The 24,660-nt window shown below is 60.3% G+C and carries 18 protein-coding genes, 1 tRNA gene and 1 pseudogene; 14 read left to right on the top strand and 6 right to left on the bottom strand.

What is annotated here, in order from left to right; translation table 11 throughout:
* The first annotated feature begins 175 nt into the window (after window positions 1-175).
* The 3 genes from J8C01_RS13040 (at window position 176) to J8C01_RS13030 (ending at window position 1,518) form a co-directional block, all read left to right on the top strand.
* Window positions 176-499 carry a PIN domain-containing protein gene (locus tag J8C01_RS13040; RefSeq protein ID WP_249355531.1) on the top strand — a complete coding sequence of 108 codons (324 nt, stop codon included), beginning with the start codon at window positions 176-178 and terminating at the stop codon, window positions 497-499.
* A gap of 335 nt (window positions 500-834) precedes the next feature.
* A complete protein-coding gene (locus J8C01_RS13035; RefSeq protein ID WP_211433244.1) occupies window positions 835-1,179 on the top strand; it encodes a DUF433 domain-containing protein in 345 nt (114 codons plus the stop codon).
* The gene (locus J8C01_RS13030) at window positions 1,180-1,518 is read left to right on the top strand and encodes a DUF5615 family PIN-like protein (protein WP_211433243.1); all 339 of its coding nucleotides are present in this window, start codon (window positions 1,180-1,182) and stop codon (window positions 1,516-1,518) included.
* Window positions 1,519-1,750: 232 nt separating this feature from the next.
* Here the strand turns inward: J8C01_RS13030 and J8C01_RS13025 are convergent, their stop codons facing one another.
* Window positions 1,751-4,456, bottom strand: coding sequence for a hypothetical protein (locus J8C01_RS13025; RefSeq protein ID WP_211433242.1), 2,706 nt, complete (start codon window positions 4,454-4,456; stop codon window positions 1,751-1,753).
* A 209-nt stretch (window positions 4,457-4,665) separates the two neighbouring features.
* On the opposite strand from J8C01_RS13025, the gene J8C01_RS13020 reads away from it, so the two are divergent.
* Complete coding sequence (locus J8C01_RS13020) at window positions 4,666-5,709, top strand: RNA-guided endonuclease InsQ/TnpB family protein (protein ID WP_249355530.1); 1,044 nt, start codon at window positions 4,666-4,668, stop codon at window positions 5,707-5,709.
* 239 nt (window positions 5,710-5,948) lie between these two features.
* Here the strand turns inward: J8C01_RS13020 and J8C01_RS13015 are convergent, their stop codons facing one another.
* The gene (locus tag J8C01_RS13015; protein ID WP_211433241.1) at window positions 5,949-10,163 is read right to left on the bottom strand and encodes a hypothetical protein; all 4,215 of its coding nucleotides are present in this window, start codon (window positions 10,161-10,163) and stop codon (window positions 5,949-5,951) included.
* 63 nt (window positions 10,164-10,226) lie between these two features.
* Window positions 10,227-12,113, bottom strand: a complete 1,887-nt coding sequence (locus J8C01_RS13010) for a hypothetical protein (RefSeq protein WP_211433240.1) — start codon at window positions 12,111-12,113, stop codon at window positions 10,227-10,229.
* Window positions 12,114-12,416: 303 nt separating this feature from the next.
* Here J8C01_RS13010 and J8C01_RS13005 point away from each other — a divergent pair, with 303 nt between their 5' ends.
* Both J8C01_RS13005 and J8C01_RS13000 read left to right on the top strand, forming a co-directional pair.
* A complete protein-coding gene (locus tag J8C01_RS13005; RefSeq protein WP_211433239.1) occupies window positions 12,417-12,962 on the top strand; it encodes a DinB family protein in 546 nt (181 codons plus the stop codon).
* Window positions 12,959-14,188: an MFS transporter gene (locus J8C01_RS13000; protein WP_211433238.1), complete on the top strand. Its 1,230-nt coding sequence runs from the start codon at window positions 12,959-12,961 to the stop codon at window positions 14,186-14,188. The genes J8C01_RS13005 and J8C01_RS13000 overlap by 4 nt, the downstream gene beginning before the upstream one ends.
* Before the next feature lie 55 nt (window positions 14,189-14,243).
* Here the strand turns inward: J8C01_RS13000 and J8C01_RS12995 are convergent, their stop codons facing one another.
* Together J8C01_RS12995 and J8C01_RS12990 are read right to left on the bottom strand one after the other, a co-directional pair.
* A complete protein-coding gene (locus J8C01_RS12995) occupies window positions 14,244-15,035 on the bottom strand; it encodes a hypothetical protein (protein ID WP_211433237.1) in 792 nt (263 codons plus the stop codon).
* 13 nt (window positions 15,036-15,048) lie between these two features.
* Window positions 15,049-15,687, bottom strand: a complete 639-nt coding sequence (locus J8C01_RS12990; protein WP_014101126.1) for a hypothetical protein — start codon at window positions 15,685-15,687, stop codon at window positions 15,049-15,051.
* Window positions 15,688-15,964: 277 nt separating this feature from the next.
* Here J8C01_RS12990 and J8C01_RS12985 point away from each other — a divergent pair.
* The 7 genes and pseudogenes from J8C01_RS12985 to J8C01_RS12955 all read left to right on the top strand — a co-directional run.
* Window positions 15,965-16,041: transfer RNA gene (locus tag J8C01_RS12985), tRNA-Pro, on the top strand.
* 11 nt (window positions 16,042-16,052) lie between these two features.
* Window positions 16,053-16,757: a DedA family protein gene (locus J8C01_RS12980; RefSeq protein WP_211433236.1), complete on the top strand. Its 705-nt coding sequence runs from the start codon at window positions 16,053-16,055 to the stop codon at window positions 16,755-16,757.
* 15 nt (window positions 16,758-16,772) lie between these two features.
* Window positions 16,773-17,189 (top strand): hypothetical protein, encoded by a 417-nt coding sequence (locus J8C01_RS12975; RefSeq protein WP_014101128.1) that lies wholly within the window; start codon window positions 16,773-16,775, stop codon window positions 17,187-17,189.
* A gap of 49 nt (window positions 17,190-17,238) precedes the next feature.
* Entirely contained in the window at window positions 17,239-17,814 is a 576-nt protein-coding gene (locus J8C01_RS12970) for a Uma2 family endonuclease (RefSeq protein WP_211433235.1), read from the top strand.
* A 9-nt stretch (window positions 17,815-17,823) separates the two neighbouring features.
* Window positions 17,824-18,474, top strand: a complete 651-nt coding sequence (locus J8C01_RS12965; protein ID WP_211433234.1) for an IS607 family transposase — start codon at window positions 17,824-17,826, stop codon at window positions 18,472-18,474.
* Window positions 18,465-19,805, top strand: a complete 1,341-nt coding sequence (locus J8C01_RS12960; RefSeq protein WP_211433233.1) for an RNA-guided endonuclease InsQ/TnpB family protein — start codon at window positions 18,465-18,467, stop codon at window positions 19,803-19,805. Before J8C01_RS12965 ends, J8C01_RS12960 begins: the two co-directional genes overlap by 10 nt.
* A 15-nt stretch (window positions 19,806-19,820) precedes the next feature.
* Window positions 19,821-20,126: pseudogene (locus tag J8C01_RS12955) on the top strand (sensor histidine kinase); the annotation flags it as partial.
* 8 nt (window positions 20,127-20,134) lie between these two features.
* On the opposite strand, the gene J8C01_RS12950 reads toward J8C01_RS12955, so the two are convergent.
* The gene (locus J8C01_RS12950; protein ID WP_211433232.1) at window positions 20,135-23,671 is read right to left on the bottom strand and encodes a TonB-dependent receptor; all 3,537 of its coding nucleotides are present in this window, start codon (window positions 23,669-23,671) and stop codon (window positions 20,135-20,137) included.
* 283 nt (window positions 23,672-23,954) lie between these two features.
* On the opposite strand from J8C01_RS12950, the gene J8C01_RS12945 reads away from it, so the two are divergent.
* Window positions 23,955-24,497, top strand: a complete 543-nt coding sequence (locus tag J8C01_RS12945; protein ID WP_211433231.1) for a YbjN domain-containing protein — start codon at window positions 23,955-23,957, stop codon at window positions 24,495-24,497.
* The last annotated feature ends 163 nt before the right edge of the window (window positions 24,498-24,660 follow it).

Genomic DNA, 24,660 nt, shown 5'->3' with positions numbered 1-24,660 from the left:
ACCGCGTACGTGTGATCCTGTTGGTTGAACAAACACCTGAAACTGCTGTGAATTTCATTGACCAGCTCCTTGCTCACCCTGTGTGTGTGCAAGGTTTCTACCCTTTGACTCGCGGAGAAGTCCATGCCAGGTAATCAAGCTACCAACTGCTTCGTTGACACCAATATCTGGCCGTATGCCTTTATCAGATGATACGAACAAGTCTGAAAGAGCGCGTACGCTGATTCAGGAGAGCGAACCTGTCGTCAGTGTTCAGGTTATCAATGAAGTGCGTGTCAACTTGTTGCGACGGGCAAACTTTACCGAAGACCAAATTCGTCAACTGATCAAATCATTTTATGAAAAGTGTCGAGTGGTTGAGTTAGCCGAGTCATGCTTGCTGGCGGCGTCCCAATTACGCCAGCGGTATTCGTTATCTTTTTGGGACAGTACCATCATGGCAACGGCCTCAACTGCTGGTGTGCCTGTTTGTACTCTGAAGATATGCAACACGGATTGACGATTGAGGAGAAACTTCAGATACGCAATCCGTTCCTCTAGCCAGGCTGCCCAGCACCCGCTCCAGCCAACGCTGTCTGCGGTGGCACAGTTGATTTGGGGCCATCACGCAATGTATGCAACCTGGGAAGGGGCGCAGGCAAGTAGTGAAAGGGGTACGGTGCTTATCGTGGGAACGTGTGGGTGCCGGTCAGGTGGCGGGGTGGGCAAGGTGGCTGGCTTACCCGCGAACTGTATAACCTGCGGTTCCGCCGACGCTGTTGCGCTTCGCGATGCGGCTGAACCTCAGACCACTGGGTGTACGTTCAGGTACGCTATGTAGGCAGCGAGATATGTATGGAGAAAAACCTTATGAAGGTCCTTCAGGAGATTGAACAACTTCTTACACAGACCACACGCGCAGAAAAAGCGCAGGTGTTGCAGTGGATTGTGCGCGATTTGGGTGATGCTTTTCCTGGAGTTGAAAGCATACCAAATGTCTGTGGCGGTGAACCATGCATTGTGCGTACGCGAATCCCTGTGTGGGTGTTGGTACAAGCCAGAAGACTGGGAGCGAGTGAGGCGGATTTATTGCACAGTTACCCAAGCTTGCGTTCAGAAGATTTGGTGAACGCTTGGGCTTATTACCGTCTCCATCGGGAAGAGATTGAACAACAAATCGCTGAGAATGAGGCGGCGTAGATGGCACGGTTGTACGCCAATGAGAATTTTCCTCTCCCAGCCGTCAGGGAATTGCGACGGTTAGGCCATGATGTGCTAACCAGCTACGAAAGCGGTCAGGCGGGACAGGCAGTAGCCGATGAAGATGTGCTGGCGTTTGCTGTGACGGAAACGCGCATTTTGATAACCTTCAATCGCAAACATTTTATTCACTTGCACCAAATGCACGCGGATCATGCGGGCATTATCGTCTGTACCTTTGATCCAGACTTCAAGGCTTTGGCACAGCGCATTCATGACGCACTTTTGGCTCAACCTGAAATGGCTGGGCAATTGGTGCGCATCAATCGTCCTGCGTAACCGGCAAGGTCTGTGCCAGACCTGATTTCATTCCACAGAATATCGACCGGAGAACCTAGCCGCCCTGTCCGGACGACATGACCGGCCACCTTCCGTGAACCTGAAGACCGGCGGGGAAATGGGTCAAATGCCTTGTCTTTCATCACCCGCGACCAAACTTTTTCACCCGATGACCGGTTGGAACAGGGGGGCAAAGTTCCTCTCCGGTGTTTTCCTGGTTCCGGGCAGATCCTTATGTCAGGGAAAGAGAAGCCGGGCGTGCCGGAGGGAAGTCAGAAACCTGTCCGGAGGTGGACCGTAATTCCCACGCCGGCAACCCTGAACTTAGCGGCCATATCCCATCCGAAAGAACCGCCGAACCGGTCTGCCGGAAACCCGGACCCTCACCAGCTGCGCCTGCCTTTTCCACCAGTTCACCCAACCATTGCCACAGTTTCACATCCTCTGCCCGCCACCACTGCTGTTTCAGATGGCGCAACAACCGCTGCAGTGTTGTCTCATCAGCCTGTTCTCCACAGGAGGACAGGCTGGCAGCCAGCCTTTCCACCAAATACACCCGCCGTATCATTCCAGAACAGCCCCCGGGAATGACAAAGTGGTAGCGGTTCTCTATGGCAGCGGCCATCTCCCACCACGCCTGCCATCCTTCCGGCGAACCCCACTTCCGAACCAGAGAAAAGAAAAATGATTCCACTTCCGGCGAGGCGGACCGGTCCTCCAGCACGGGCCGAAGTTTATTCCATCCCGGAAGCAACCCCCGTCCCCGTGCTGGCGACTGTTCACATATCCATTGCAAATTTTTCAGACAATTATCCCTTTCGGGACGAGCAGTGGTTCTCCAGTAGTTATAGTAGTTATACTCGGTCACTTGGGAAATCATATCCTCAGCCTGCTGTTCCCACCATGATGGATCGGAAATGTTACCTGTGAAAGAAGATATCTTTTCCATCAACTCCCCCTCTGACGGGGCAGAATCCTTGTATACAGTGGAGAGTATTCCGACTACATCATTAAATTTATACTGCTCATTGGCAAACAGATTTAACAGATAGGGGGAGGCAGGAGGCGCAAGAAATGGAGCGTGGGACAGAAGTTTCAGAAGTTTCAAGGTATCCTTGACCCGATCCGTGGGACAATGTGGAGATATTTGTTCCCACATCGTCCACATCTCCTGAATCTGATCCGGTGTTGCGGGACGCCACTTCAGGCAGCAAAGGAACAGCCGATCCAGCAGAAAAGAGCGGTCGCCAGAGGAAAGTGTGGGGAATTTCTGTCCCCACTCCTTCCAGAAATCAGCGGGGACCGGCGTGGCTGCCGGAGACCATCCAGCCATGGTCTCAAGCACTTTCGGGTCAGTCTCGCAGGGCAGATGACGAATAATGTCCTGGCTGAGATCAACGGGCTGGGAGGCAAGAACCTGCCACGCGAGCCGACGTACCCTTGCATCGCGTTCTCCGCTCTGCCCGCGTTCCCGCCAGGCGGACAAAATAACTTCCGGCAAGGGCTGCCAATGCCGCATCCCCCGCGAAAGTTCTTCCAGATTCTCCAGGTCTGATTCCTGACGCACCCATTGCGCCCACCAGGCGTGCGACCGCTCCTGCGTTATTTCCGTCCGGTGCCGCCTGAACAGATACCTGGCGGCCCTCCGACGAAACTCGTCGGGGGTTCCCATCAACCGGGAACAGAATGTTTCAACACTTACCGGATACCATACCTCCCAAGCCGCGTACGAAAACGTCTTCAACAGATGCCGTTCCCAGATGTCAGACCACAATTTCTGCAGCCGCCCCGCAGGCGGCACCCAGGAAGCAGCCGTGTCAAAAACATCGGAATCCGTCTCACTGCCCAGGGCCCGGATGGCGGCCTCCATGGTTTCTTCTGCCGGATATAATCCGGCCTTCTGCGCCCGAACCATCACTTCCCAGAACAACTTCCGGGACACGTATGAACCTCCTGTCATCGCCCCCGTCTCTCCCCATGTGGCCAGCCATGCCGGACGGTCATGTTCCATGGCAGGTAACATCGCCATGGTCTGCAGAAGCAGTGAAGGAGTATCCTCATTGTGCAGATAGCGGGGTTTCAGGCAATTCAGGTAATCTGACAAATAACGCGACAACAACTCCCGGGAAAGAACAGAGGCGTCAGTTTCAGATGCATGCATTCCAGACAACACCCGCCAGATGATGGCCTCACGCAGAAGCGCATCGCGGGTGACGAACTGATCCGATACCTTCTTTTCTCCGCTGCCAAACGGGGAATGCCGTTCCAGTTCCGCCAGCCAGGCGGTCCGTTCTTCGGCCGAAGTCTGCCACATTCCCAGCTCGTCCAAGCTGTACCAGATGGATTTCAGCACCCAGGAACTGGTCTCGAACTTCAATTGCTGACGCAGAAAAGACAGCCAGCGCGGAGAACCCTTCGGGTCTGTTTCCGGGGCGGGAAGTTGAAACAAGGCCTTCCAGGCCAGTTGGCGCAACTGCTGCTGGTCCCAATCATCCTCATCGGCGTTGACCGGGGGGCGCGTTTTTTCACACCACTGCTGCCAGATGGTCTCCGGACAGACGAGACCGGGCGGCCATGACTCGATCAACCCGGCCAGTACTTCAGGATGGTTTTCATGTGGAAGACAGGCTTCCACGAAGGGCAGAACCAATCCGCGCCCGGCATCCAGACGCAGCAGGGCGGAAAAAAGTCTTTTCCGCAATCCGGGGGGTTGTTTCCGCCACCGCTGAAATGGGCCGTGTTGCATCAGTCTAACGGTCAATGCCTGCAGAAAGGGAGCCGGGCAATCTTTGCCCCAGAAGTGTTCCAGCAGGGCAGGCAGAAGGCGGAAGTCAGTTTCCTGCGTCATTTCCGAAGTTTCCCGGAGTGTTTGCGAAACCATCCAGGAGCAGAGTTCATTCCAGATGACATCCACCGGAGAGGGTGGTGGTGTTGTCATATCCCCCTCCCACCTTTTCCGGGAAGACGGAAGCCGGGAAACATCGGACGTCGGATTTTTCATCGGATTTTTCATAGAACCTCCGCCAGGAAACCTGCGACTTGAGTCGCGGGAGGAATGGCGCTTGCGCGAAGCGCACCATGTGGTGTGGATATACCACATGGTTGACATCACTGTCAACCGGGCACCTCACCAAACGGCGATAAACCATGCTGCGTACCGCCTCGATTCGACTCAATGTTGACCCGGAGCAAGCGGCGGCCTTGATGGCGTTGCAGTCGGCTTATGCCGATGCCTGCAACCGCCTGGTGCCGACGGTGGTGGAGCATCGCTGCTGGAACCGCGTGGCCCTGCACCATCTGGCCTATGCCCGGCTGCGCAAGGAAACGCCGCTGGGCGCGCAAATGGTCTGCAACGCCATCTTTTCGGTCTGCAAAGCCTACAAAGCACAAAAGGAACTCGGCCGCATCAGGAAGGACGCCCCCGTACCCGCAGTGCACTTCAACCGCGCCAGCGTCCATTTCGACAAGCGAACCTACGCCATAAAGGGGGAGTGCCTGAGCCTTTACACCCTTTCTGGCCGCATCGCCGTCCCGATGGTGCTGGGCGAGCATCAGCGTCGCATCATGGCGTCGGGCAAGGCCAAAGAGGCCGAGTTGGTTTGTCGCAAGGGACGCTGGTACTTCAATCTCGTCGTCGAGTCTGAAGATTCGGATCCAATCGCATCCGGCCCCGTCATGGGCGTGGATGTCGGAGAGAACCATCTCGCTGCCACCAGCACAGGCAAGGTATGGGGTGGCGGGGAACTGCGCCACAAGCGCAACGGCTACCTTGCCCTTCGTCGTCGCTTGCAGTCCAACGGCAGCCAAAGCGCCAGACAGAAGCTGCGGCAGGTCTCTGGCAAAGAGCGGCGACGTGTCACGCACATCAACCACGAAACGAGCAAGGCGATCGTCGCCGAGGCGCGGCGCATCGGGGCTTCCAGGATCGTGATGGAAGACCTGTGCCACATCCGCGACCGCATCCAGGCGGGCAAGCGCGTGAGAGCGAGGCTGCACGGCTGGGCTTTCCGGCAACTTCAGACCTTTGTCGAATACAAAGCCAGGGCGGTTGGAATCGCCGTCGAATACGTCAATCCGGCCTTTACCAGCCAGACGTGCTCCAGTTGTGGAAGTATCGGCGAGCGCGTCAGGCATCGTTTCGTGTGCAAAAAGTGTGGTCTCCGGGCGCACGCCGACGGCAATGCCAGTTGAAACCTTGCCCGGATTGGCAGCGGTGCCCCGCTGCCAAGGGCGGCCGTAAACACGCCTCATGTTGGGGATGTCAACCATGTTGGCTGCGTCCCACAATAAAGCCTTCGACTTCAGTCGAGGGCTGTTTACATCAGGCGGCACTTCACGTTTTCCAGACGCCGAACCACAGCACAGACAGTAACCGCCACGTCCTTCCTTCCTGCACGGCGTTTTTTCAGCCGTTCACCCGGCGGCAGAGGCTATCGCCGCCGCCGCAGGGCAAACGGGGTGATAACGGCAAACAGCGCCAGCCATCCCAGCGGCCACCACGAAACCGACTTCGAGGGTGGCGGCTGGGCTTCAGCGTACCAGCCTTTGGTCGGGCCTTTCGGAACCTCGTTGGACACCGTGTAGATCGTCCCGTCAGGCTTGAGGTAAAGCCGCCGCATTTCTTCGAGATTGAAGGGCCGGGCCCCCCGCCGTCCGAAGACGACGAGCTGGTGACCGCTTTCATCCACGCCCCGGTCACGGTCCAGCCCCTTCGACACCGCCAGCGATTCACCCTTGGTGGGATGCGTCGCAATCAGCCGTGGCTCCGGCCGCGGGCTGAAACCACCGTTGGTCGCCATGGTCTCCGGTGAGGTGAGCTGTACGACGCGCAGGCCGTTCTTACCGTCGGCAATGTAGGCAAAGGCGCTGGCATTCGTCATCCCCACCTTCACATCGCGGGCATCGTTGATGACGCCGCCAGCCGTAAAGATTTGGTCAATTTTCGGCTGTTCGGGCCGTTCCACATCCACAATGACCAACCCCTGCTTACCGCCCGCAATGTAGGCGTAGGTGCGCGCCACATAAACCTGATGGGCGTCCTCCAGCGGTATCGTCGCGCCCGGCACGAGACGGGCTTTTTCCGGCAGCGTGATGTCCACGACGTGCATGCCAACGGCATCCGTGACGAAGGCATACCGGAACTGAATGGCAATCCCCTTGGGCTTCCTGAAGCCTTCGACAATCGAGACCACCTTCGGCGCAGCGGCATTGGCCACATTGACGATGACCAGTCCCCGGTCACACAGAATGTAGGCATGGTCGCCAGCCACGGTGAGATTTTCCGCTCCGTTGAGCAGACCGTTCGGGTTGAAGGTGTAGTCCTTCTTGAGAAAGTTGTTCGTCGGGTCGCCATCGAGCAGGGTGGCGGCGTTGATCATGACCAGCCCTTCTTCCCGGTCGCTGACGTAGAGATACGCATAGACCGGGCTGATGGGCTGTTCCTCATTTTCGGGAAACCGCTGCCGGGTCGGGTCAACGCCCAACGTCGTGGGCGAAGCAATAGCTGTCGCGTATTTCGTCTTGACATAAAACCGCTGCCCCAGCGGTGACACCGGCGCGGTCGTGATGCGCTCGGAGAAGTCCTTGTTGTCAATGTTGGCGATGTCATAGATGTGGACGCCATGCTCGCCTTCAGCCACATAGAGATACTCGCCCCGCATTTGCAGGCTCAGGGCATGGCCGTGGTGGTGGTAATGCTCGTGCAGCTTGTCGCCACCCGCCTTGTGCTTTTTGTATTCCTTCGGGTAGGCAATTTCGTGCAGCGTGCTGCCGATGACGGCCTGTGGCTCGCTGCGTTCCGTTGCCACTACAGCCGAGATGCCGTGTTTGCCTTCAGCAACGTAGATGTAGCGCCCCATGAAGTTGACATAGTTCGTCCCCAGCAGCAGCAACTGCGCCATGATGGCGTTGTTGTCGTTATCCTTGGAAATGTGACAATCAGTGCAGCCTTTGGTCTCCCGCGCGCGTACCGTGTGAGGAACGTGCGTGTTCATGGCTTGTCCTGAATAGCCCTCGGAGGAAATCGTCTGCTGCTGCGAGTACAGCCACAGCCGGTTGGCATTCTGGGAACCGACGATGACGGCTGAAGATGAACGCACTGGCGCAATGCGGTTGCCGGTGGCGGTGCCGTCAATACCGAGCATAAACACATCATCCCGCAGCACCTGGAAGTTGTAGGAAGTCCAGTTGCGGGTCTCCGGGCCGCCTTCGTTGTGATTCATCGGGCGCTTCCGGTTGGCTGTCATCGGCAGGTGACAGCCAAAACAGCTCGTCATCCAGGCCGAATGACATGCGTAGCACGTCATTCGCTGGTCGCTGTGGGCAAGCTGGCTGTCCTTGCCTTCATCGGGCTTGGCCGCCGGGTCCCACACATTGCCTTTCATAAGCAGCTTGGCGTAGTGCGACTTTTCGCTGTAGTGCTCGTGGCCGGGCGTGACCGTATCTTTGGTCTGCACTACTACCCAGAATTTCTCCGGGTCCACCATCGAGTACTGAATAACCTTGCCTTTGTAGGGGCCGGCTGTCGGGATTTCGAGCACCGATGCCTGCCGGAAACCACGCGCGCGGCGTTTTGAGGGGTCGCGCTCATAAACGGTACGGGTTTTGTAGCCATCCAGCGAGTTGCTGCCGCCCGGCGCTTCCGCATCCGTCTTGTTACGCGCCGTGAACTTGCCTGTCACCAGTGCGTCATCGGCGCTCTTTTTGCGTGCGCCCCCGGCAAAGCCAGTCGTCAGCGACTTTGGATTGGCATAGGCGTAAATCGAGCCGTGGCAATCCTGGCAACTGATCTCAATGGCAGCGCGTGGCTCGCCATAAAGGAGCCGGTCGCCATGACCATCCTGCGAAAAGTGGCAGTCCACACAGTGCATGCCCTTCTCCAGATGGATGTCCTTCAGGTGAACCGGCACGCCGCTGCGCACAGTGGTTTTGTTGACCTCAACGCCTTCGGACGTGTATGCCACGGCTTGGCGCAAGGCCTCCGGCGTCACATTCGGCACAGGCTGGTCATTTTCATCCAGGTAGCGACCCTTGCGGTCCTGCTTGAAAACGGCCCGGTAAATCCAGCCGTGACCGTGGAAATCGGCAAATTGGGTGCGCTTGGCTTTGGGGTTGACCTCAGTCCAGACTTCACCCAGAAAAGCCCGGTCGCCCCACTTGCCGCGCTGGGCTGAGCCTTCCGGGTTGTGGCGGGCAATGTTTTCCAGTTCTTCGTCGCTGCGCTTGAGCGGCGTTTCCGGGTACATCGGGCGGCCATCGGTTTCGTTATCCCACCACATAAAGCCCTGGTAGGTCGTGAGCATGTTCGTCCCAGGATGCATGTGGCAGACCATGCACTGGCTGGTCGGGATGGCGTTGGTCAGGACGTGGCGCACCGGATGGCCCGGCTCATCCTTGGGAATCGTGGGATCGGCGGTTTTCGTCGTGCCGCGATTCGTATGGGCATAGTCAAATTTGGTCGAGGAATGCACCGTCGAGCGGTCGTTGGCGTAGGGGGTGTGACACGCCGTGCAGCCGCTGGAACGGTAGTCGCCGGGATGGTCGTTGGTGCCCATCAGGGAGGTCAGCGGATCGAGCAGGCGCGTCTTTTGCAGTCCCAGGAACACCGGGTCAGTACGCAGCCCCGTCCCAAACCCGCGTGGGCTGAGCTTGACTTCGGGCAACCCGGCCAGGTCGGCCTCCGGGTTCGGATTCCCCACTTCGGATTGCTTCCGGCCGCCGCGCTCAAAGACGCGCAGGATGTTGCCCGGCTGCGTGACTTCCCACCGGGGCAGCGGCGTGATGAACGGGATGATGCCGCGATACTTCCGTTCGGAAGGCGTTGGCGGCTTGAGGGACATCAGCGCCTGGGGCGCGCCGTCCTGGTTGTAGCTTTCACCCCACCGGGTGTCCTTGTAGGGGTACGCCCCGTTGTTGTAGAGCGCCGCTCCCCACAGCATCGCCCCGTGGGTCATCATGCTGGTCTTGACCTTGTCCACGATGAACGCCTGCCCGTCCAGCCGCGCCTCCTTGTTGTGACATTCGCCGCAGGTGATGTCCGCCACCCGCAGGTCGCCCGGATTGACGAACCGCACGAAGTCCAGATTTTCCTTGAGCAGGGCCGTGTAGGACAGCTCCGGGTTGGCGGAGTTGGCCGAGCCGTCCTTGCGCTTCCACAGCTTCGGGTTGGTGGGCTGCGGATGGGCTTCGTTCTGGGCTTTGATGTACGCCGGCTGGCCCTTCTCACTCCCGGCAGGCTTCATGACCTCGCCGTTTCCGCCGTGGCAGTACACACAGGTGATGTTGCGTCCGATGTTGAGGGCGCTGCCGTCGGGCGCAATGTGGGCCGTTTTGTAACCGCCTTCGTAGCCGGTGTGGCAGCTTATACAACCGCTGTCGTTGCCGTTCTGAAGCCGCCAGTCATCCTCGGTCTTGTCTTTCGCTGCCCGGTAAATGCGCGCGCGTGCCGTAGCCGGGTCAACCGGCGCGGAGGGTTTGGACGCTCCCGAACCTGCGGCCGGCCCATCCTGCGCGGAAGTCTCCACAAACGGAGCGGCGGTATCGCTGCCGGCCACCGGACGAAACGCCGGCAGGAGACTGAAACCAATGAAGGCCGTACTGACGGCGGCACAAAGGGTCACAACTTTGATTCTGAAGGCAATCGCCATGGTCACATACCCTTCCGTCCGGGAGACAGGCTTGGGGAGGGCCTGTCACACAGACGCATCGCATCAGAACGTAAAGATGGCTTTGGCGTAGAGCGAAAACAGGAAGCGTGACTGTGCACCACAGTTCAGCCCTGAACAGTTTGACGTGAAAATGTCCTTGAAACCATCGAGCGGATTCATGACCGAAAAGCCGCCCTTGACGATCATGTTTTCACTCAGCAGCGGGCGGTACACGACACCTGCTCCGTAATCAATCCCGACGTTGTTGCGGATGCGACGCTGGAACGTCAGCAACTGCAACGATTCCGTGTGGTGGAAACGGAGGTAGTTCAGATTCGCCAGCAGCTTGAGCTTGGGCGTCAGATTGGCTTCGTACCCCAGGTTGGCCACGATGATGCCCGGATTGACGAAATTCGCCTGCCCCTGCAGCTTGCTGCTCCGCAGACTCGGAATGAGGCTGTTCTGGGTCACAAGCGCCACGCCCGCCCGCGTCAAACGGATTTCCTGGCTGTTCCAGAAGCTGTTTTCGCCGCCGGCAAAAAACTGATTGTCGAGAATCGAGTCGAAGCCGCGCGCCACCCGGTCGGTCGGGTTTGCGTCGCCGGAGGAAAAGAAGCCCGACACCTGAAACCGCTGCCAGTCGCGGTCATAGGACAACTCCAGCGCCGCCAACTGGGCATTGATGCGCGTCGGACGCCCGGCAATCGGTTGCAGCGAGTCGCGCCCCAGCACCTGGTAAAACGCATGGTTGATGTTGAGGCGGCGGAAGTGACCGTTGCCGGTCCAGCCGATATAGCCTGCCTTGACGCTGTGCGGCGTGACGGGACCAACCTGTGCCGGGCGCACCAGAAAGCGGTTCTGGTCGAATTTGATGCTCGGCTGATCGTCGTTGTAGTGGACGCTCAACTGCATCGTGTAGCCGGGCTTGATGAAATCCTGCCGGTAGAGATTGGCCACCCACACCCGCTGATTTCGCTGGTCAAAGGTGTTGATGCCGCTGTTGGTGTCTTTTTCCAGCATGTAGAAAAACGCCGCGTTGAACTGCCACTTGTTGTCGCGGAAATTCCCGAACAGGCGCGCGCCCAGGTTGAAGTCATCAAAAATCAACCCGCGGAAGTCGCTGTTGAACTGTTGGACGCCCACCCGCAGCGAAGTGGAATCAAAAAACGGACTGTGCCCGCCACGGCTGCCGCGCCCCCGCAGAAACGGAAACAGCCTGGGGGTGTCACCCAGCCGGACTTCGGCAAAGGCTTCCTGGAAGCCGATGTGCGTGTCAAACCGCGTCGTCCCCTTGCGGACATCCCGGTTGACAATGCCGTTTTCCCGTACGGCCAGGTAGTTCAGATTGAACACCGGCGTGAACTTGATGCGCCAGTCAGGTGGCTTGAAGGCTGTATCGCCGTGGAACAGCTCAACCGAGGTGACAAAGTTCTGCTGGTTGAGGAACTGTCCGCCGCGTCCGAAAAACTCGGCTGCGCCGGGCCGGCGGGCGTTGATGTCCTGCGGCAGGGGCGTCCGCCGTCCATCCACGAAGGTGATGCTCTCGAAGGTCAGGACGAGAAAGGTGTGCTGCCCCAGGATGGGATAGTCGCCTTTGAGGACATTGAGCCGGTACGGATTGAGAATACTGCCCTTTTCGTAGCGGTTCCATTCCGGGAAGCCAATCCGCCACCGGTCCTCGATGGGCACGCCCACGTCGCTGTCGCGGCGCTCACTGCGGGGCTTGACGCTGCTGGGTCCTTCCGCGCCGGGCACGGTCAACTCGCGCAGTTCGGGAATGGCGTCGGCTGTGCGCGGCACACGCGCCCCATCCTGCCGGGACTGGGCCTCCTGAACGACAGGAGCCAGCGCCGCCTCGGAAACCGTCGTCAGATTTTGGGCCGGAACGGAACAGCCCAGCCACATCCCCCACCCAACGATGAGCGCGACCAAACGGCGAGTCTGGTTCATGCCAAAACTCCTGTCAGCCTGGTGAAGTGCAGCGACCCCTTGGGCGCCGGGCGTCGCAACTGGGACATCAAGTGGCACAGGCGATGTCTCATTTGAGTTTGTAAGCAATCACACCTTTCATAGGGTGTCAAACAGTAGTTTGGACCGGATGAAACACACGGCTGCGGGGATTTCACGAACGGATAAAAGGCTTGTGATGACCAGACAAAAACCGGCTAGGATGGCGCTGCTGCTGCCAGATGCGCCGGTTGGCGCACCCATCACACGCGGCACAGACGAACCCTTCAGATAAAGGATGACCCCATGGACACCACCCAGGAATCACTGCGGGTGCAACTTCGGGAGCGGTTGACGCACAGCCTTGAAGCCGCCATTCGTGAACTCACAGCCCTTTCCGACGCCCAACGTACCTGCCCGCTCAAACCCAGCCGTGCCAATCCTGACATCGTCTGGACGCCCTGTGACCACTTCGCCCACCTCATCGGCACGGAGCGGTACTTTCAACGGGAGATTGAAAAAGCCCTGACTGAGAACCCGGAAGCCCGTCCCCAGCCCTATGCCAACGCGCCGAACCGCCCCAGTGAAGACACCATGGCTGCCGTGCACGCTTTCAACGACCAGTGGATTCTGAAGCACCGCGACAAATCCTTTGCCGAACTCGTGGTCATGGCGCGCGAAACGCGCGCTCACACGCTGGATCTGCTCGACCGCACGAGTGATGACCAGCTTGCCTGCTCCATGCCGGTGCCGTGGGGATTGGCCACAATTGGCGAGGTCTTTGACCTTCAGACGCGCCACATGGCCATGCACCTGGGCTTCATCCGGGAGGGTCTGGCCGCAAAAGCATGACGTCCGTGCCAACCCCGGCTTTGGCGGCTGTCCTGCTTGGCAACGCGCTGATGCGGATTGCCGGGGCCACGGGCGGCGTGCTCATCGGCCTGTACCTGGCGGCGCTCGTCGCCCAAGGACGGACGTTCGATGCCGGGCTGGTCGGCGCGCTGACGGCCGTGGCCTTTGGCGTTGAACTCGTCGGGGCCCTGCCCATGGGACTGCTCGCCGACGCCCGGACGCCCCGGACGATGATGGTGTTCGGGGCGCTGCTGGGGGCAGCCGCCGTCCAGATGTTCGGACTGAGCAGCTTTGTGGCCGTGTTTTTTCTGGCGCGCGCTGGCGAAGGTCTGGCTGTAGCCGCTACCACGCCCTCTGTGCTCGCCTTTCTCACTGAAGCTACGGCGACGGATGCCGTCCGGCGCGGCAAGGTCATGAGCTTTTTCGAGATGTCCCTGCTGGGCGGGCTGGCCTTTGGCGGTCTTCTGGCCAGCCTGCTGTGGCAATCCATCGGCGTCTGGGGCTTTTCGGCAGTAGCGGGCTTGTATGTTGCCGCCGCCGGACTGTTCCTCTCCGGCGCACAGGGACGCGGAACAGCGACCAACGCCTGGGCAGGTCTGCGTGCAGCGTTGGCCGCCCCCATGCTGCGCCGTCTGGCTCCGGCCTGGATTTGCATCAACGCCATGGTCGGCGTCTGGCTCGGCTCAACCCTGCCGTTTCTGCTGACCCTGCCGGAACGCCGGGGTCAGTTCCTGACCGGCATTTTTGCCGACCGGCCGGAGGGCGTCGGCTGGGCGCTCCTGGGCTACGCCGTCATTTTTGGTACTGGCGTCACCGGATGGAGTTTCATCCTGCACCGGTTTCGCCGCATCACGGTTCTGCGCCTGGCGCTGGGCGGGCTGTTTGTTGCCTGCCTTGGTTTCTATGCGCTCAATCACGCCGGGGGGCAGCCGTCCAGCATCCGCTGGCTCATTGGCGGCAGCACGGCACTGGCCATTATGGTCGAAAGCGGCTTTACGCCGACGGCGCTGGCGCTGCTGGCCGAAGCCGTCGGCGAACAGGCCGGACGGGGTGCCACGATGGGGGTGTATTCGGTGCTGCTCGGCGTCGGAGCCGTAACCGGGGCCCTGCTGGGTGGACTGGGAGCGCAGTGGGCCGCCATGGACGGCCTCATCGCCGTCACCGTCCTGCTCGCCCTGGGGGCCGCGGCCGGCGTCGAATGGCTCGCACGGCACACACCCGGCTAGCGGCGGCTATCCGTCAGGCGACGCAGGCCAGACTGGCGGACGCCAGACTGGCGGACTACGTGGCCTTGGACGCGAGCTGGTCGAGTTGCGCCCGTACGCTCCGCAACCGCTGCGCCGTCCGGTTCCAGACGTAGGCAATCACCTTGTCCGTCGGATAGCGCCCATTCTGGTTGTACTCCGTGGCGCGCAGGTCAGGATACATGCGGAGGATGGGGATGAGTTCCGGCGCCGACTCCGTCAGCGAGATACGCCGGTCAGCCCCCTGCATCGTGGCCCACAGCGGCCGGACGAGTTCGTAACTGCGCAGCACGCTGCGGAGGCTGTCGAAAAAGTCCGTCTGTTCCTCATAGTCGTTGTACTTGGCCAGGAACGACTCCACTGCCACCCGCGCATCTACGACCAACCCGTCATACTGGCTGAACGTCGGGTTGCCATTGACCAGCGTGTTGATGCGGCTCAGGGCGTCCACCGCCTGGCGGGCATCGCTGACGAAACGCTGGTCAATGCGCTTGACGGGTTCACCCAAGGTCAGCACGGCCACGTTTTCAAGGGCAATCGTGGCCTGCTCGCCGCCGGCATTGATGTAGGTGATGCCCTGCAAATCGAGCTTGACCAGCTTGCCGACAATTTCGAGGCCGTCCGTGCGCTTGATGCGGATGTCTTTGCCCACCATCGGGCTGACCGGCGGTGGCGGCGTCCGGCGGGAGGGCTTCCGCCGCTGGGCAGCGACTTCCACCGAAGCCACCAGCGATAACGACAGAACAAAAGCAAGCCCCCACCACAGCCACCGCCCGGCCGGGTGGCCGGGCGCCTGTCCGGCCGGTCTTCGTCGCCAAGCGTACGTCATAGGGAAGAACCACTTACAAAACGGTGAAATCGGCGTCATCGAACGGAACGTTGAAAGCCAGATAAAGGATGTCGTCTTCGTGGACGAGTTGCCCGGCCTGCCAGCACTGTTCCCGCCGTGCCGTGAGAATACCATCCGTGGCGACATAATCACTGTAGGTGATCCGCTCGCCTGTTTCGCGGTCTTCGAGGAAGCGGCACTGGAAATGGGCCGCGTCAAAGCCGTAACTCACGTCCTCGGAAGGCAGGTCAAGTCGCCAGATGGGATCGCCATCGGTGTCCCGGTCGGCCACCGGCGGCGCGTAATCATATTCCTCGGCATGGGCCAGGAAATTGCGCGGATACAGCCGGATGCGCCGCTTGATGGCTTCAAGCTGGAGTGCTGGCAACGGCGCCAGCCGCCCCTGCATCATCACCTGGCCGGCAAAACCGTTGATCACAATCACCCTGGGTTCACAGCCGGGACGGCGTTCAATGAGACGGATGCGCCCACCGAAGGCGCGGAGGATTTCCAGTTCGATGGTTTCCGGCGGCTGCATCACCGTCCGGCGGACGTGCATCAGCAAGGTGCGTACGCCGTAGAGCGCGGTTCGTCCACCGATGGCTAATATGCAGCGTTCGATGAAGGCATCGGGGGCAGTTGTCCAATCCATACACACAGAGGCGGGCCGGTCCGGGCCGCCGGGGCCAACAGCTTGCTTCTGCTGGCAGCATCCACAACATCACACGGGCAGACGGTCGTAGGTGTATTCAATCGCGCGGGCGTGCCGGTGTCCACTACTTTTCAGGTTACATTCAAAGTGACCCAGGATTTCAGGCCGGGGGTTGACGGCGCAAGTGCGCCAGCCCGCTGGAGAGCACAACTGGAGAGCACAACAGGATGTGATGGCTTGACTTGCACGCACAAGTCCATTACCAACATGAACACGTCGGGGCGTGGCTCAGCCTGGTAGAGCATTCGCTTTGGGAGCGAAGGGTCGCAAGTTCAAATCTTGCCGCCCCGACCACCTTCGCTGCCGTGGCTCCCTTCCCAGTACTCCCGATGACCCTGGCTGGTTTCTCTGCGCCGTTCTGGAAAGCCCTGCTGGGCAAGCTCCAACTGTTCGGCATGTGGCTGGCCGGCTTTGGTGTGTTCGGGGTTCTGCTTTTGGCCTACGTGGATTCGGTCATTCCCCTGACGCCCATCCCTGATGCCACGCTCGCACTGGTCTGTGCCCAGGGTACGCTGTGGTGGTGGGCGGCAGTATTGGCGGCGCTGGGTTCATCGCTCGGCTGCATGACGGTGTACTGGCTTGTCCGCCGCCTGCGGCAGCGTTTTCTGGGGAGAAGCCTACTGGCGCGGCGGCTTTCCCCGGAGCGGCAGGCGCGGATTGAGCAGCTCATCCGGCAGTATGACATCGTGGCGCTCGCGGCCGCGGCCGTTATGCCGCCGCCGTTTCCCTTCAAGCCCTTCGTCATCTGCGCCGGACTGCTGGAGTTTCACCAGGGACGCCTGTTTGTCGGACTGTTTATCGGGCGGGCGATCCGCTACGGCACGCTGGCCTACCTGAGCATGCGTTACGGCAGTGAAGCCATGAGCCTGCTTCAGCAGCATACCGGCTGGTTTTTCCTTGGCGTTGGGGTCATCGTTGCCCTCCTTGGCATCTATTTCCTTGTGCGGTGGTATGTCTTCCGTCGTCCGGCACTGACAGCCACCAGCCTGTCGCCGGACATTCAGCCCTGAGCCACCCGGACGACCATGAACTTCCTGCGGTATGGATGTTCATCGTTTCTCGCCTTGGGCGGGCTGGTGGTCGCCTTTCTGGCGCTCTATGACGCTTTCCAACCCAACCGCCACTGGGGACTCATCGCCGGTATGTTCATCGGCGGGGTGGCGGCTTTTCTGGGAGGCACGGCCGTTATCGAGATGGCCAACGCCAGCCGTCGCCGCCGAGGTGAAGCGGAAGCCGCCGCCTGGCTGCCCCGGCTGGCGGCGGAACACGGGGTCATCACCGTTCAGATGATTGAAGACCGCACCCCCCTCAGCGCCACGCAAACGCGCCGCTGGCTTGAACGCGAAGTTGCGGCCGGACGGCTCGAACGTCTCGGCCCTGAACGCTACGCCCTCGTGAACGCCAAACCATCTTCCGAATCATCACCGTCAGACCGGGCATAATTTCCACGAACTCTTGCCAGTTGATACACTGGACGTGGGGTGATTCATCATGTCCAGTCTGCCGCACATCCGTCTGACGCCGGACGAATACCTGGCCGCCGAACGCTGGGCGACGCACAAAAGCGAGTACATCGCTGGCGAGGTCTTTGCCATGTCGGGCGCGAGTGAGGCGCACAACCTCATCGTCGCCAACCTCATTGCCACCCTGCACCAGCAGCTCAGGCAACGCGATTGCCGGGTGTATCCGAGCGACATGCGGGTGGTGAACCCCGAAAAAAACTTTTTCTATCCCGATGTCACCGTCGTCTGTGGCGCGCCGCGCTTCACCGATGACCGCCGCGACACCCTGACCAACCCGACGCTTATCATCGAGGTGCTTTCGGATTCGACGCCGGACTACGACCGGGGCAGCAAGTTTGCCCAGTACCGCCGGCTCGCGTCGTTGCAGGAATACCTCGTGGTGGCCCAGACCGCGCCCTGTGTCGAACACCACACCCGCCAGGCCGACGGGCGCTGGCTGCTTCAGGAAACAAGCGACCTGACCGCCGTGCTGACGCTGACTTCGATTGGCTGCCAGTTGCCACTGGCGGAGCCGGACTCTAGCTTGCCGTATAGTACGCGATAGTGTGTAATAATGCTCATTGAAAGCACTATAAGCACAGGCAAGGCGGCAAAACTCCCTAGTGTCTCGGTCAAGACGTTGCAGCGTTGGGAACGCGAAGGAAGGCTGATTCCGGTGGCCCGAACGGACAGCAACCGCCGCCTCTACACTGAGACGCAGATCCGTGAGTTCATCGGTTTGCGGCAGGCCAACCATGCGCCAACAAAGCTTGTCGCCTACTGTCGGGTATCGAGTGCGGCGCAGAAGCCGGACCTGGCGGATCAGCGCAAAGTGCTGGAAGAGTTCGTGGTGGCGAAGGGATTGGCGGGGGTCGGGTTTATCGAGGAAGTGGGCGGCGGGCTGGACTTCAGGCGCAAGCGGTTTCTGGCCCTTATGGACGAGATCGGGCGACGGGAAGTCAGGATGCTGATCCTCGCTCACCGGGACCGCCTCACCCGTTTCGGCTTTGAGTGGTTCGAACATTACGCCCAAACCCATGGCTGCGAAGTGCTGGTCCTCAACCAGGAACGGCTGTCTCCCGAACAGGAAATGGTGCAAGACTTAATGACCATCGTGCACTGTTTTTCGTCTCGGCTGTACGGTTTGAGGAACTATCGAAAGAAGTTGGATGAAGCGCTGAAACAGGATGCGAATGACGTCAAAAAGGCCCAACAATGCAACTAACCCACAAGATCGCTCTTTGTCCGACTCCTGAGCAAGTGGACTACTTCAAGCGCGCCTGCGGCACGGCGCGGCGTGTTTGGAACTGGGCGCTCAATGAGTGGAACAGGCAATACGCAGCAGGCGGCAGGCCAAACGCCATGGCGCTCAAAAAACAGTTCAACGCCATCAAGTACACCGACCCGCAGTGGCTCGATGAGAACGGTCGGCCTTGGTTGCAAGACATTCACCGGGATGCCCACGCCCAGCCGTTCAGAAATCTCGCCAAAGCCTGGGAACGGTTCTTCGCCGACCTCAAGGAGGGCAAAGAAGCGCACGAGCCACGGCTCAAGAAAAAGGGCCGTTGCCGCGACAGCTTTTATGTTGCCAACGACAAGTTCCGTCTGGTCGGTAAGACGATCCGCCTACCCAAGATCGGCGAAGTCGCCATGACCGAGGAACTGCGCTTCGCGGGCAGGATTTTGGGCGCAACGGTTTCTCGCACCGCGGATCGTTGGTTTGTGGCCATACAGGTCGAGGTGCCTGATGCGCAATTCTATCGGCGTCGCACGTCGCACGAGGTCAACGGCATCGACCTGGGCATCAAGGCTGCCGCAACGGTCTCCAGCGGTGAAGTCATTGAGGCGCCAAAGCCGCTCAAAGCAACGCTGCGCCGTCTGGAAATCCGTAGCCGACGTCTCAGCCGCAAGCTGGAAGCCGCCAGGAAGGCAGCAGGATTTGAACGCCATGCCCGCCTGCCTGAAGGAACGCGCCTGCCGGTATCGAACAACCGGCAGAAGTCCGCTGCGATATTGGCAAGGCTCTATGCCCGCATGGCCAATATCCGAGCGGATTTCACCCACAAGCTCACGACTCGACTCTGCCGCGAAAACCAAGCGTTGGTGATCGAGGATTTAAACGTCAAAGGGATGCTGCAGAACGAGAAACTCGCCCGCGCCATCTCTGACGTGGGTTTTGGGATGTTGCGCTCGCAGTTGGAATACAAGGCCCGGCGCTACGGTACTCAGCTTACCATCGCTGATCGCTGGTATCCAAGTAGCCGACTGTGCTCCATCTGTGGCTGGAAGAACGAGGCGCTGACATTGAGAGAGCGAACATGGGTGTGTGCTCAATGTGGTGCGCACCATGACCGTGACCTCAATGCGGCGCTGAACCTGAAACGGCTGGCAACCGAAACTGCCCTACCCGTGGCGAGTCCGTCCAGCAATGGCGGCGCTGCGGCGGGGACCGTCCCCGCCGTAGTCGGGAAAGTCACGCCTGTCAGATACGACGGTGGTCAACAGGACACGTCGGGGCAGGAAGAGAACCGTGCGCACTTTTGCGCACATTCTTGATAGCAGCGGGTCGTCTCCAACCTGCTCTCCAATGCCCTGAAGTTCACGCCGGAAGGCGGACGCATCACGGTCAGCGGCGCAACGGATGGTGAATGGGTGGTCATCAGCGTGGCCGATACCGGCCCCGGTATCGCGCCAGAGGTACAGGCAACGATGTTCGAGCCTTACCGCCAAGGTGGGAAACACCACAGTTTGGGCGTCGGTCTCGGTCTGGCCATCGTCAAGCGTATTGTCACCGCCCACCGGGGACAGATTTCCGTTGAAAGCAGCGAGGGGCAGGGCACGACCTTCACCGTGCGCCTGCCCCTTCACCTCAACTGAGCCACCCCTCAGAACTGAAACTTCAGCGCAAACTGGAACTGCCGGGGCGGGACGGCCGTCGCTACGGCCCGCCCAAAGGCCGGCGCTTCCAGAATCCTGATTGGCGTCGCAAAGTGGGTGCGGTTGAACAGGTTGAAGGCCTCAACCCGCAGCAGCAGGGCATACCGTTCGGCAAAGACAAACCGCTTGGTCAGCGCCGCATCCACCAGCGCCACGCCGGGCGCGCGGAACGTGTTGCGCCCGACGAGGCCCTCGCCCGGTGCCGTGAAGTTGAAGGAAGTCAGGGTCAGCGGGTTGACACCCGGCGCCAGTGCAATCTGCTGTGCGCCGCGCCGCCGGAGCACCAGCCCCTGAGTTGTGGCCAGACGGTCAGTGCGGTTGCCGTCGCGGTTCGTGTCCAGCCCTGTGATCACCGTGAAGGGTTGCCCGGTCTGCAGGGTCACGATCCCTGACACCTGAAACCCACCCAGCCACGGGTTGGAGGCCAGCCAGGGCAGGTCATACTGCACGCCCGTCGTGAACCGGTGCCGGATGTCGAACGACGCGCTGCCCCGTTCGAGCCGTACGATGTTGGGAATGTCAAGTTCGATCTGCGACCGGTTGGCATTGCCGGCGGTGTCAAACAGTTCCGAAGTACTGTCAATGGCATGCGACCACGTGTAGGCGGATTGGAATGTCAGCCCACGGGTGAACCGCTGCCGGACGCTGATTTGCAGGGCATGGTAGGTGGCGTCGGCATCGGTCGAAAAGCCCGAAATGGCTCCCGCTGCGCTGTCATTCCGCCGCTGCAGGACCTGCACCTGGTCAAAGGGACTGGTTGGCGTGGCCTGGAAGAAGTACAGCGGCGTGAGTGGCCCTCCGTTGGGCGTGCCGGGACGAATAATGTTGCTGCCAAACGTGCCGACGTAAGCTACGGAAGCCGTCAGTCGGTCGGCCAGCACCTGTTCCACCGACAGTGACACCTGATGCACCCGCGCTACGCTCATATTCCGCCGTGGCAGCGTATAGGCCAGACTGAAGTTCTGGCGGTCGAACAAATCCCCCAGAAACAACGGGGGCGAGCCAACGATAATAGGTGCCGCCGTTGAACTGGGACTGCCACTGCCGGGGATGGAGTCGGGCAGCGGAGGGACACGCGCCCCACACCGGCCGCTCCCCGGAGGACACAGGAGAATCGCCGGATTGGAACGCAGGATGTCGGGAAACACGATGCCGGACCGGAAGTTGGACTGCACGCTGTTGGGGAACAGATTACGGGACTGCCCGGTGATGGTGAGCGGGATGATGTCGTAGAACATTCCATACCCTGCCCGCACAGCCGTGCGCCCGTTGCCAGACACATCCCAGGCCAGGCTGGCCCGGCCGGCGAAGTTTCGGGGTGAGGAGTCGTAAATGCCCTCCCGCTCGTTGACAAACCCCCGGTAGTTGTTGAACGCAGCAAAAAAGGCTGCCGCGCGGGGCTGGTCAGCCGGTGCGACGGGAAAATCCTCTGGACGCACGGCCAGGCCACGGCGCAGCCGCTCATCGCCGGTATCGGGAACCGTGTTGAGTTCATACCGCACCCCACCCCGGACGATGACCCGTGAGCCAAGGCGGACCGTCTCGTTGATGAAAAAGTTGTATTCGGTCGTCCGCAGCCCCAGGGTCGAGTTGGGATCGGTGACAAAGGTCTGTCCAATATCGGAAGGCAGCCCCAGTCCCACGAAGTCCACCCCGCTGGCGTAGCGGAAGTTTCCGCCCGGCGGAATGACAATCCCCGGCGCAAAGCTGAGGTTCAGCCGGTAGTTGATGTCGGCAAAACTGTTGGAGCGAATGAAGCGGATGTCGGCACCGGCCTTGAGCGTTCCGCGTCCGTGATTCCAGATGAAGGTATCGGCGAGCTGAATCGTGTTCGTCACCCGCCCCTGCGGAAAGATGCTGGGGTCCACACCGATGCTGCTGTAGGGCAGCACATTCACCCGACCCAGCGGGCCGCTGCGTCCATCGGGCAATCCATCGCCCGTCAAATCCACTCCAATCGAGCGGGTCTGGAAGATGAACGGACTGCCGGGGATTTCATCGAAGCCAAGCCGCTGCCGGCCGTACGACAAGCGCATCTGGTTTGAAAACCGGTCGGAGATGCGGGTCGTGAAATCAAAGGCGACATTGTGGGTGCGCGTCCGGGAATCCACCCCGGAGTTGATGGCGTCCCCGACGTTCGGCAGCCGCCCCTGGTCGTCACTGAGGTTGTAGCGCGCCGTAAACAGCGTCGGACGGTCAAATGGGCTGAACTGATAGTCGCTCCGAAATGAAAACAGCGTTGCTGCTCCATTGCCCGCCAGAAACTGCGTCAGGGTATTGAAGCCATGCGGGCCACCCGGATTGTTGGGCAGCGGATAGAGGTCGAGCAGGTCGCGCCCCAGCAGGCTGGGAACGCTACCGATGGCCAGTGCCGCCGCCCGCTCGGCCGCCGTCGGGACGGCAAAGTGTGTCGCCTGGGTGCGATTGACGCCAATCCGCTCAAACGCCGTGAAAAAGTGCCACCGGTTTTGCCGGAACGGGCCGCCCAGCGTGGCCCCTGACTGGTGACGGGTGAAGGCCGGCTTGCCAATCCGTACCGAACCGGCACGAAAATCAAAGGCATCGCGCGCATTGAGCCGGGCGTCATTGAAGAACGAGTACAGGTTGCCGTGAAACTCGTTCTCGCCGGTGCGCGAGACGACGTTAATCTGCCCGCCGCCGTTGCGCCCGCTTTCGGCATCGGCCAGCAGGGTGGTGATCTGAAATTCCCGGAGACTCTCAATGGGCTGGGGTGCCGTGGCGACGTAACCGCGCCGCCGCCCGCCCACGTCCTGGTCGTTGTTGTCGGCACCGTCAATGGTGAAGTTGTTGCCGCGCGCCCGAACACCATTGACCACAAATTCGCCCCCGCCCACATTGGGCCCAATGCCCGGCCCACTGACGCCAAAAGAAAAGGGCGGCGGTGCCACGCCTGGCGCAAGCAACGCGAAGGTGTCGAAGTTGCGGATACCGCGCAGCGGCAGCGCCAGGATGAACTCGGCCGTGGCACTGCCGCGCAAGGCTGCATCGGCAATGTTGGCCTGGGTTGTCCCAGGTGTCGGCGCGGGCGGCTGGCTAGGCACCGTCGGTGACGGCGTCGGTGCAGGCGCAGGGGCGGTTGGTGGCTCCAGGATGATCGGGGGGGGCTGGATGATTTTCTCCCGGTTGACCTCGACGATGAAGTTCTCAATGGCGTTTTCCCGGAAGCCGTCGGCCTGAGCGCGAATGTCATACAGCCCCGGCAAAATCAGGTCGAAACGATAGACACCACGGGTGTCTGTCCGCGCTGTACGGGTCAGGCCGTTGACCTTGTTGAGAATACGGACGATGGCTCCGGGAACGGGCGTGGCGTCGCGCTGAATAACCGTGCCGAGAATGGTGCCGGTCGTCGTCTGCGCCTGGGCCTGCCACCCAACGCAGGGCAACAGCGGGCGCATGAGAAACCACAGCCCAAGGAACAGCCACGCAAGGCACCGCCGTTGTGAGCAAGTGATGAGGGAGTTCATGGAAATAGCCTCGGTTTGAAAAACAGGTTTTTTGTTTTCAGGGAAACTTTGGATGCCACTCAAGGGTGTTTTGGATGACGCAGGGAAATCAGATGGAAGCCCGGATGTGCTCATAAATGCACCCTATAGCGAATGCATCAGTCCAAGTCTTGTCAACTGTTTTCTTAGGTTCTGGGACTTGCGTATGATGCCCGGCATCCAGCCCCTCCGTCACGACTGGCCCAGGTTGTTCATTGTCCTGTCAACCGTCCAGTGCCTTGATTCCATTTGAAGGACCCTCACAATGACATTTGATGACAAAACACTCCCGGCTTCCCCCACGCACGTCCCGCCCGGACGAAAGACGTTGCGGCTGGGGCTGGCCTTGGTGCTGCTCGCTGGTGCTCCCCTGTTGTCACCGACGGCTTTGGCCGCTGTTGGCGAACCGGTTTCATCCGCATCACCCCAACAGGTTGAAGTTTTTGATGTGATGACGACAACACGCCTCGAGCGCATCCTTCGCTCGTTCACTGACGTGAAGTGGCGTGAACTGGACAACAACACCTACCTCATCGAGCTTACAGACGGTCTGAAGATGCGGCTTGTCAAACGCGACAAAAGCCTCCTGCTGGCCGCTGTCTGGGGCGGACAGCCCATGACGCTCAATCGCATCAATGAATGGAACCGCGTCAAGCGGTTTGCCAAAGCCTACCTCGACAACGACAACGATCCGGTACTCGAAAGCGACTACGAACTGACGGGCGGCGTGACGGAACAGAACGTCAAGGAGTGGATGAAAACGTTCGTGTACTTCGCCAAGGAGTTTCGGAAGTACCTGCAGGAGTAGGGGCCGGCATCAAATGCCAGTCCCGGCGGGGATGGTAGTGGTTATAGCGAATCAGCGGCCGGGAAGGATTTCTCACGACTTCCCGGCTGCCCCGGTAGCCATCGCGGCCGGTGTTGCTGCCTGGTGGTCTGGTGAATACACTGCCGTTTCCTTCCGTTTCGCT

It is taken from the genome of Chloracidobacterium sp. D (assembly GCF_018304685.1).
Lineage (GTDB): Bacteria > Acidobacteriota > Blastocatellia > Chloracidobacteriales > Chloracidobacteriaceae > Chloracidobacterium > Chloracidobacterium thermophilum.
Note: the sequence above shows the minus strand (reverse complement) of the source record. Positions and strands in the feature narration are given on the sequence as shown.

Bases quoted from the DNA above. Each gene is read 5' to 3' on its own strand.
- J8C01_RS13010 (WP_211433240.1), bottom strand. From the start codon at position 12,113: ATGAACCAGACTCGCCGTTTGGTCGCGCTCATCGTTGGGTGGGGGATG.
- J8C01_RS12970 (WP_211433235.1), top strand. From the start codon at position 17,239: ATGTCCAGTCTGCCGCACATCCGTCTGACGCCGGACGAATACCTGGCC.
- J8C01_RS13040 (WP_249355531.1), top strand. From the start codon at position 176: ATGCCTTTATCAGATGATACGAACAAGTCTGAAAGAGCGCGTACGCTG.
- J8C01_RS13005 (WP_211433239.1), top strand. From the start codon at position 12,417: ATGGACACCACCCAGGAATCACTGCGGGTGCAACTTCGGGAGCGGTTG.
- J8C01_RS12995 (WP_211433237.1), bottom strand. From the start codon at position 15,035: ATGACGTACGCTTGGCGACGAAGACCGGCCGGACAGGCGCCCGGCCAC.
- J8C01_RS12960 (WP_211433233.1), top strand. From the start codon at position 18,465: ATGCAACTAACCCACAAGATCGCTCTTTGTCCGACTCCTGAGCAAGTG.
- J8C01_RS13000 (WP_211433238.1), top strand. From the start codon at position 12,959: ATGACGTCCGTGCCAACCCCGGCTTTGGCGGCTGTCCTGCTTGGCAAC.
- J8C01_RS12945 (WP_211433231.1), top strand. From the start codon at position 23,955: ATGACATTTGATGACAAAACACTCCCGGCTTCCCCCACGCACGTCCCG.
- J8C01_RS12965 (WP_211433234.1), top strand. From the start codon at position 17,824: ATGCTCATTGAAAGCACTATAAGCACAGGCAAGGCGGCAAAACTCCCT.
- J8C01_RS13015 (WP_211433241.1), bottom strand. From the start codon at position 10,163: ATGGCGATTGCCTTCAGAATCAAAGTTGTGACCCTTTGTGCCGCCGTC.
- J8C01_RS13020 (WP_249355530.1), top strand. From the start codon at position 4,666: ATGCTGCGTACCGCCTCGATTCGACTCAATGTTGACCCGGAGCAAGCG.
- J8C01_RS12975 (WP_014101128.1), top strand. From the start codon at position 16,773: ATGAACTTCCTGCGGTATGGATGTTCATCGTTTCTCGCCTTGGGCGGG.
- J8C01_RS13025 (WP_211433242.1), bottom strand. From the start codon at position 4,456: ATGACAACACCACCACCCTCTCCGGTGGATGTCATCTGGAATGAACTC.
- J8C01_RS13030 (WP_211433243.1), top strand. From the start codon at position 1,180: ATGGCACGGTTGTACGCCAATGAGAATTTTCCTCTCCCAGCCGTCAGG.
- J8C01_RS13035 (WP_211433244.1), top strand. From the start codon at position 835: ATGGAGAAAAACCTTATGAAGGTCCTTCAGGAGATTGAACAACTTCTT.
- J8C01_RS12990 (WP_014101126.1), bottom strand. From the start codon at position 15,687: ATGGATTGGACAACTGCCCCCGATGCCTTCATCGAACGCTGCATATTA.
- J8C01_RS12950 (WP_211433232.1), bottom strand. From the start codon at position 23,671: ATGAACTCCCTCATCACTTGCTCACAACGGCGGTGCCTTGCGTGGCTG.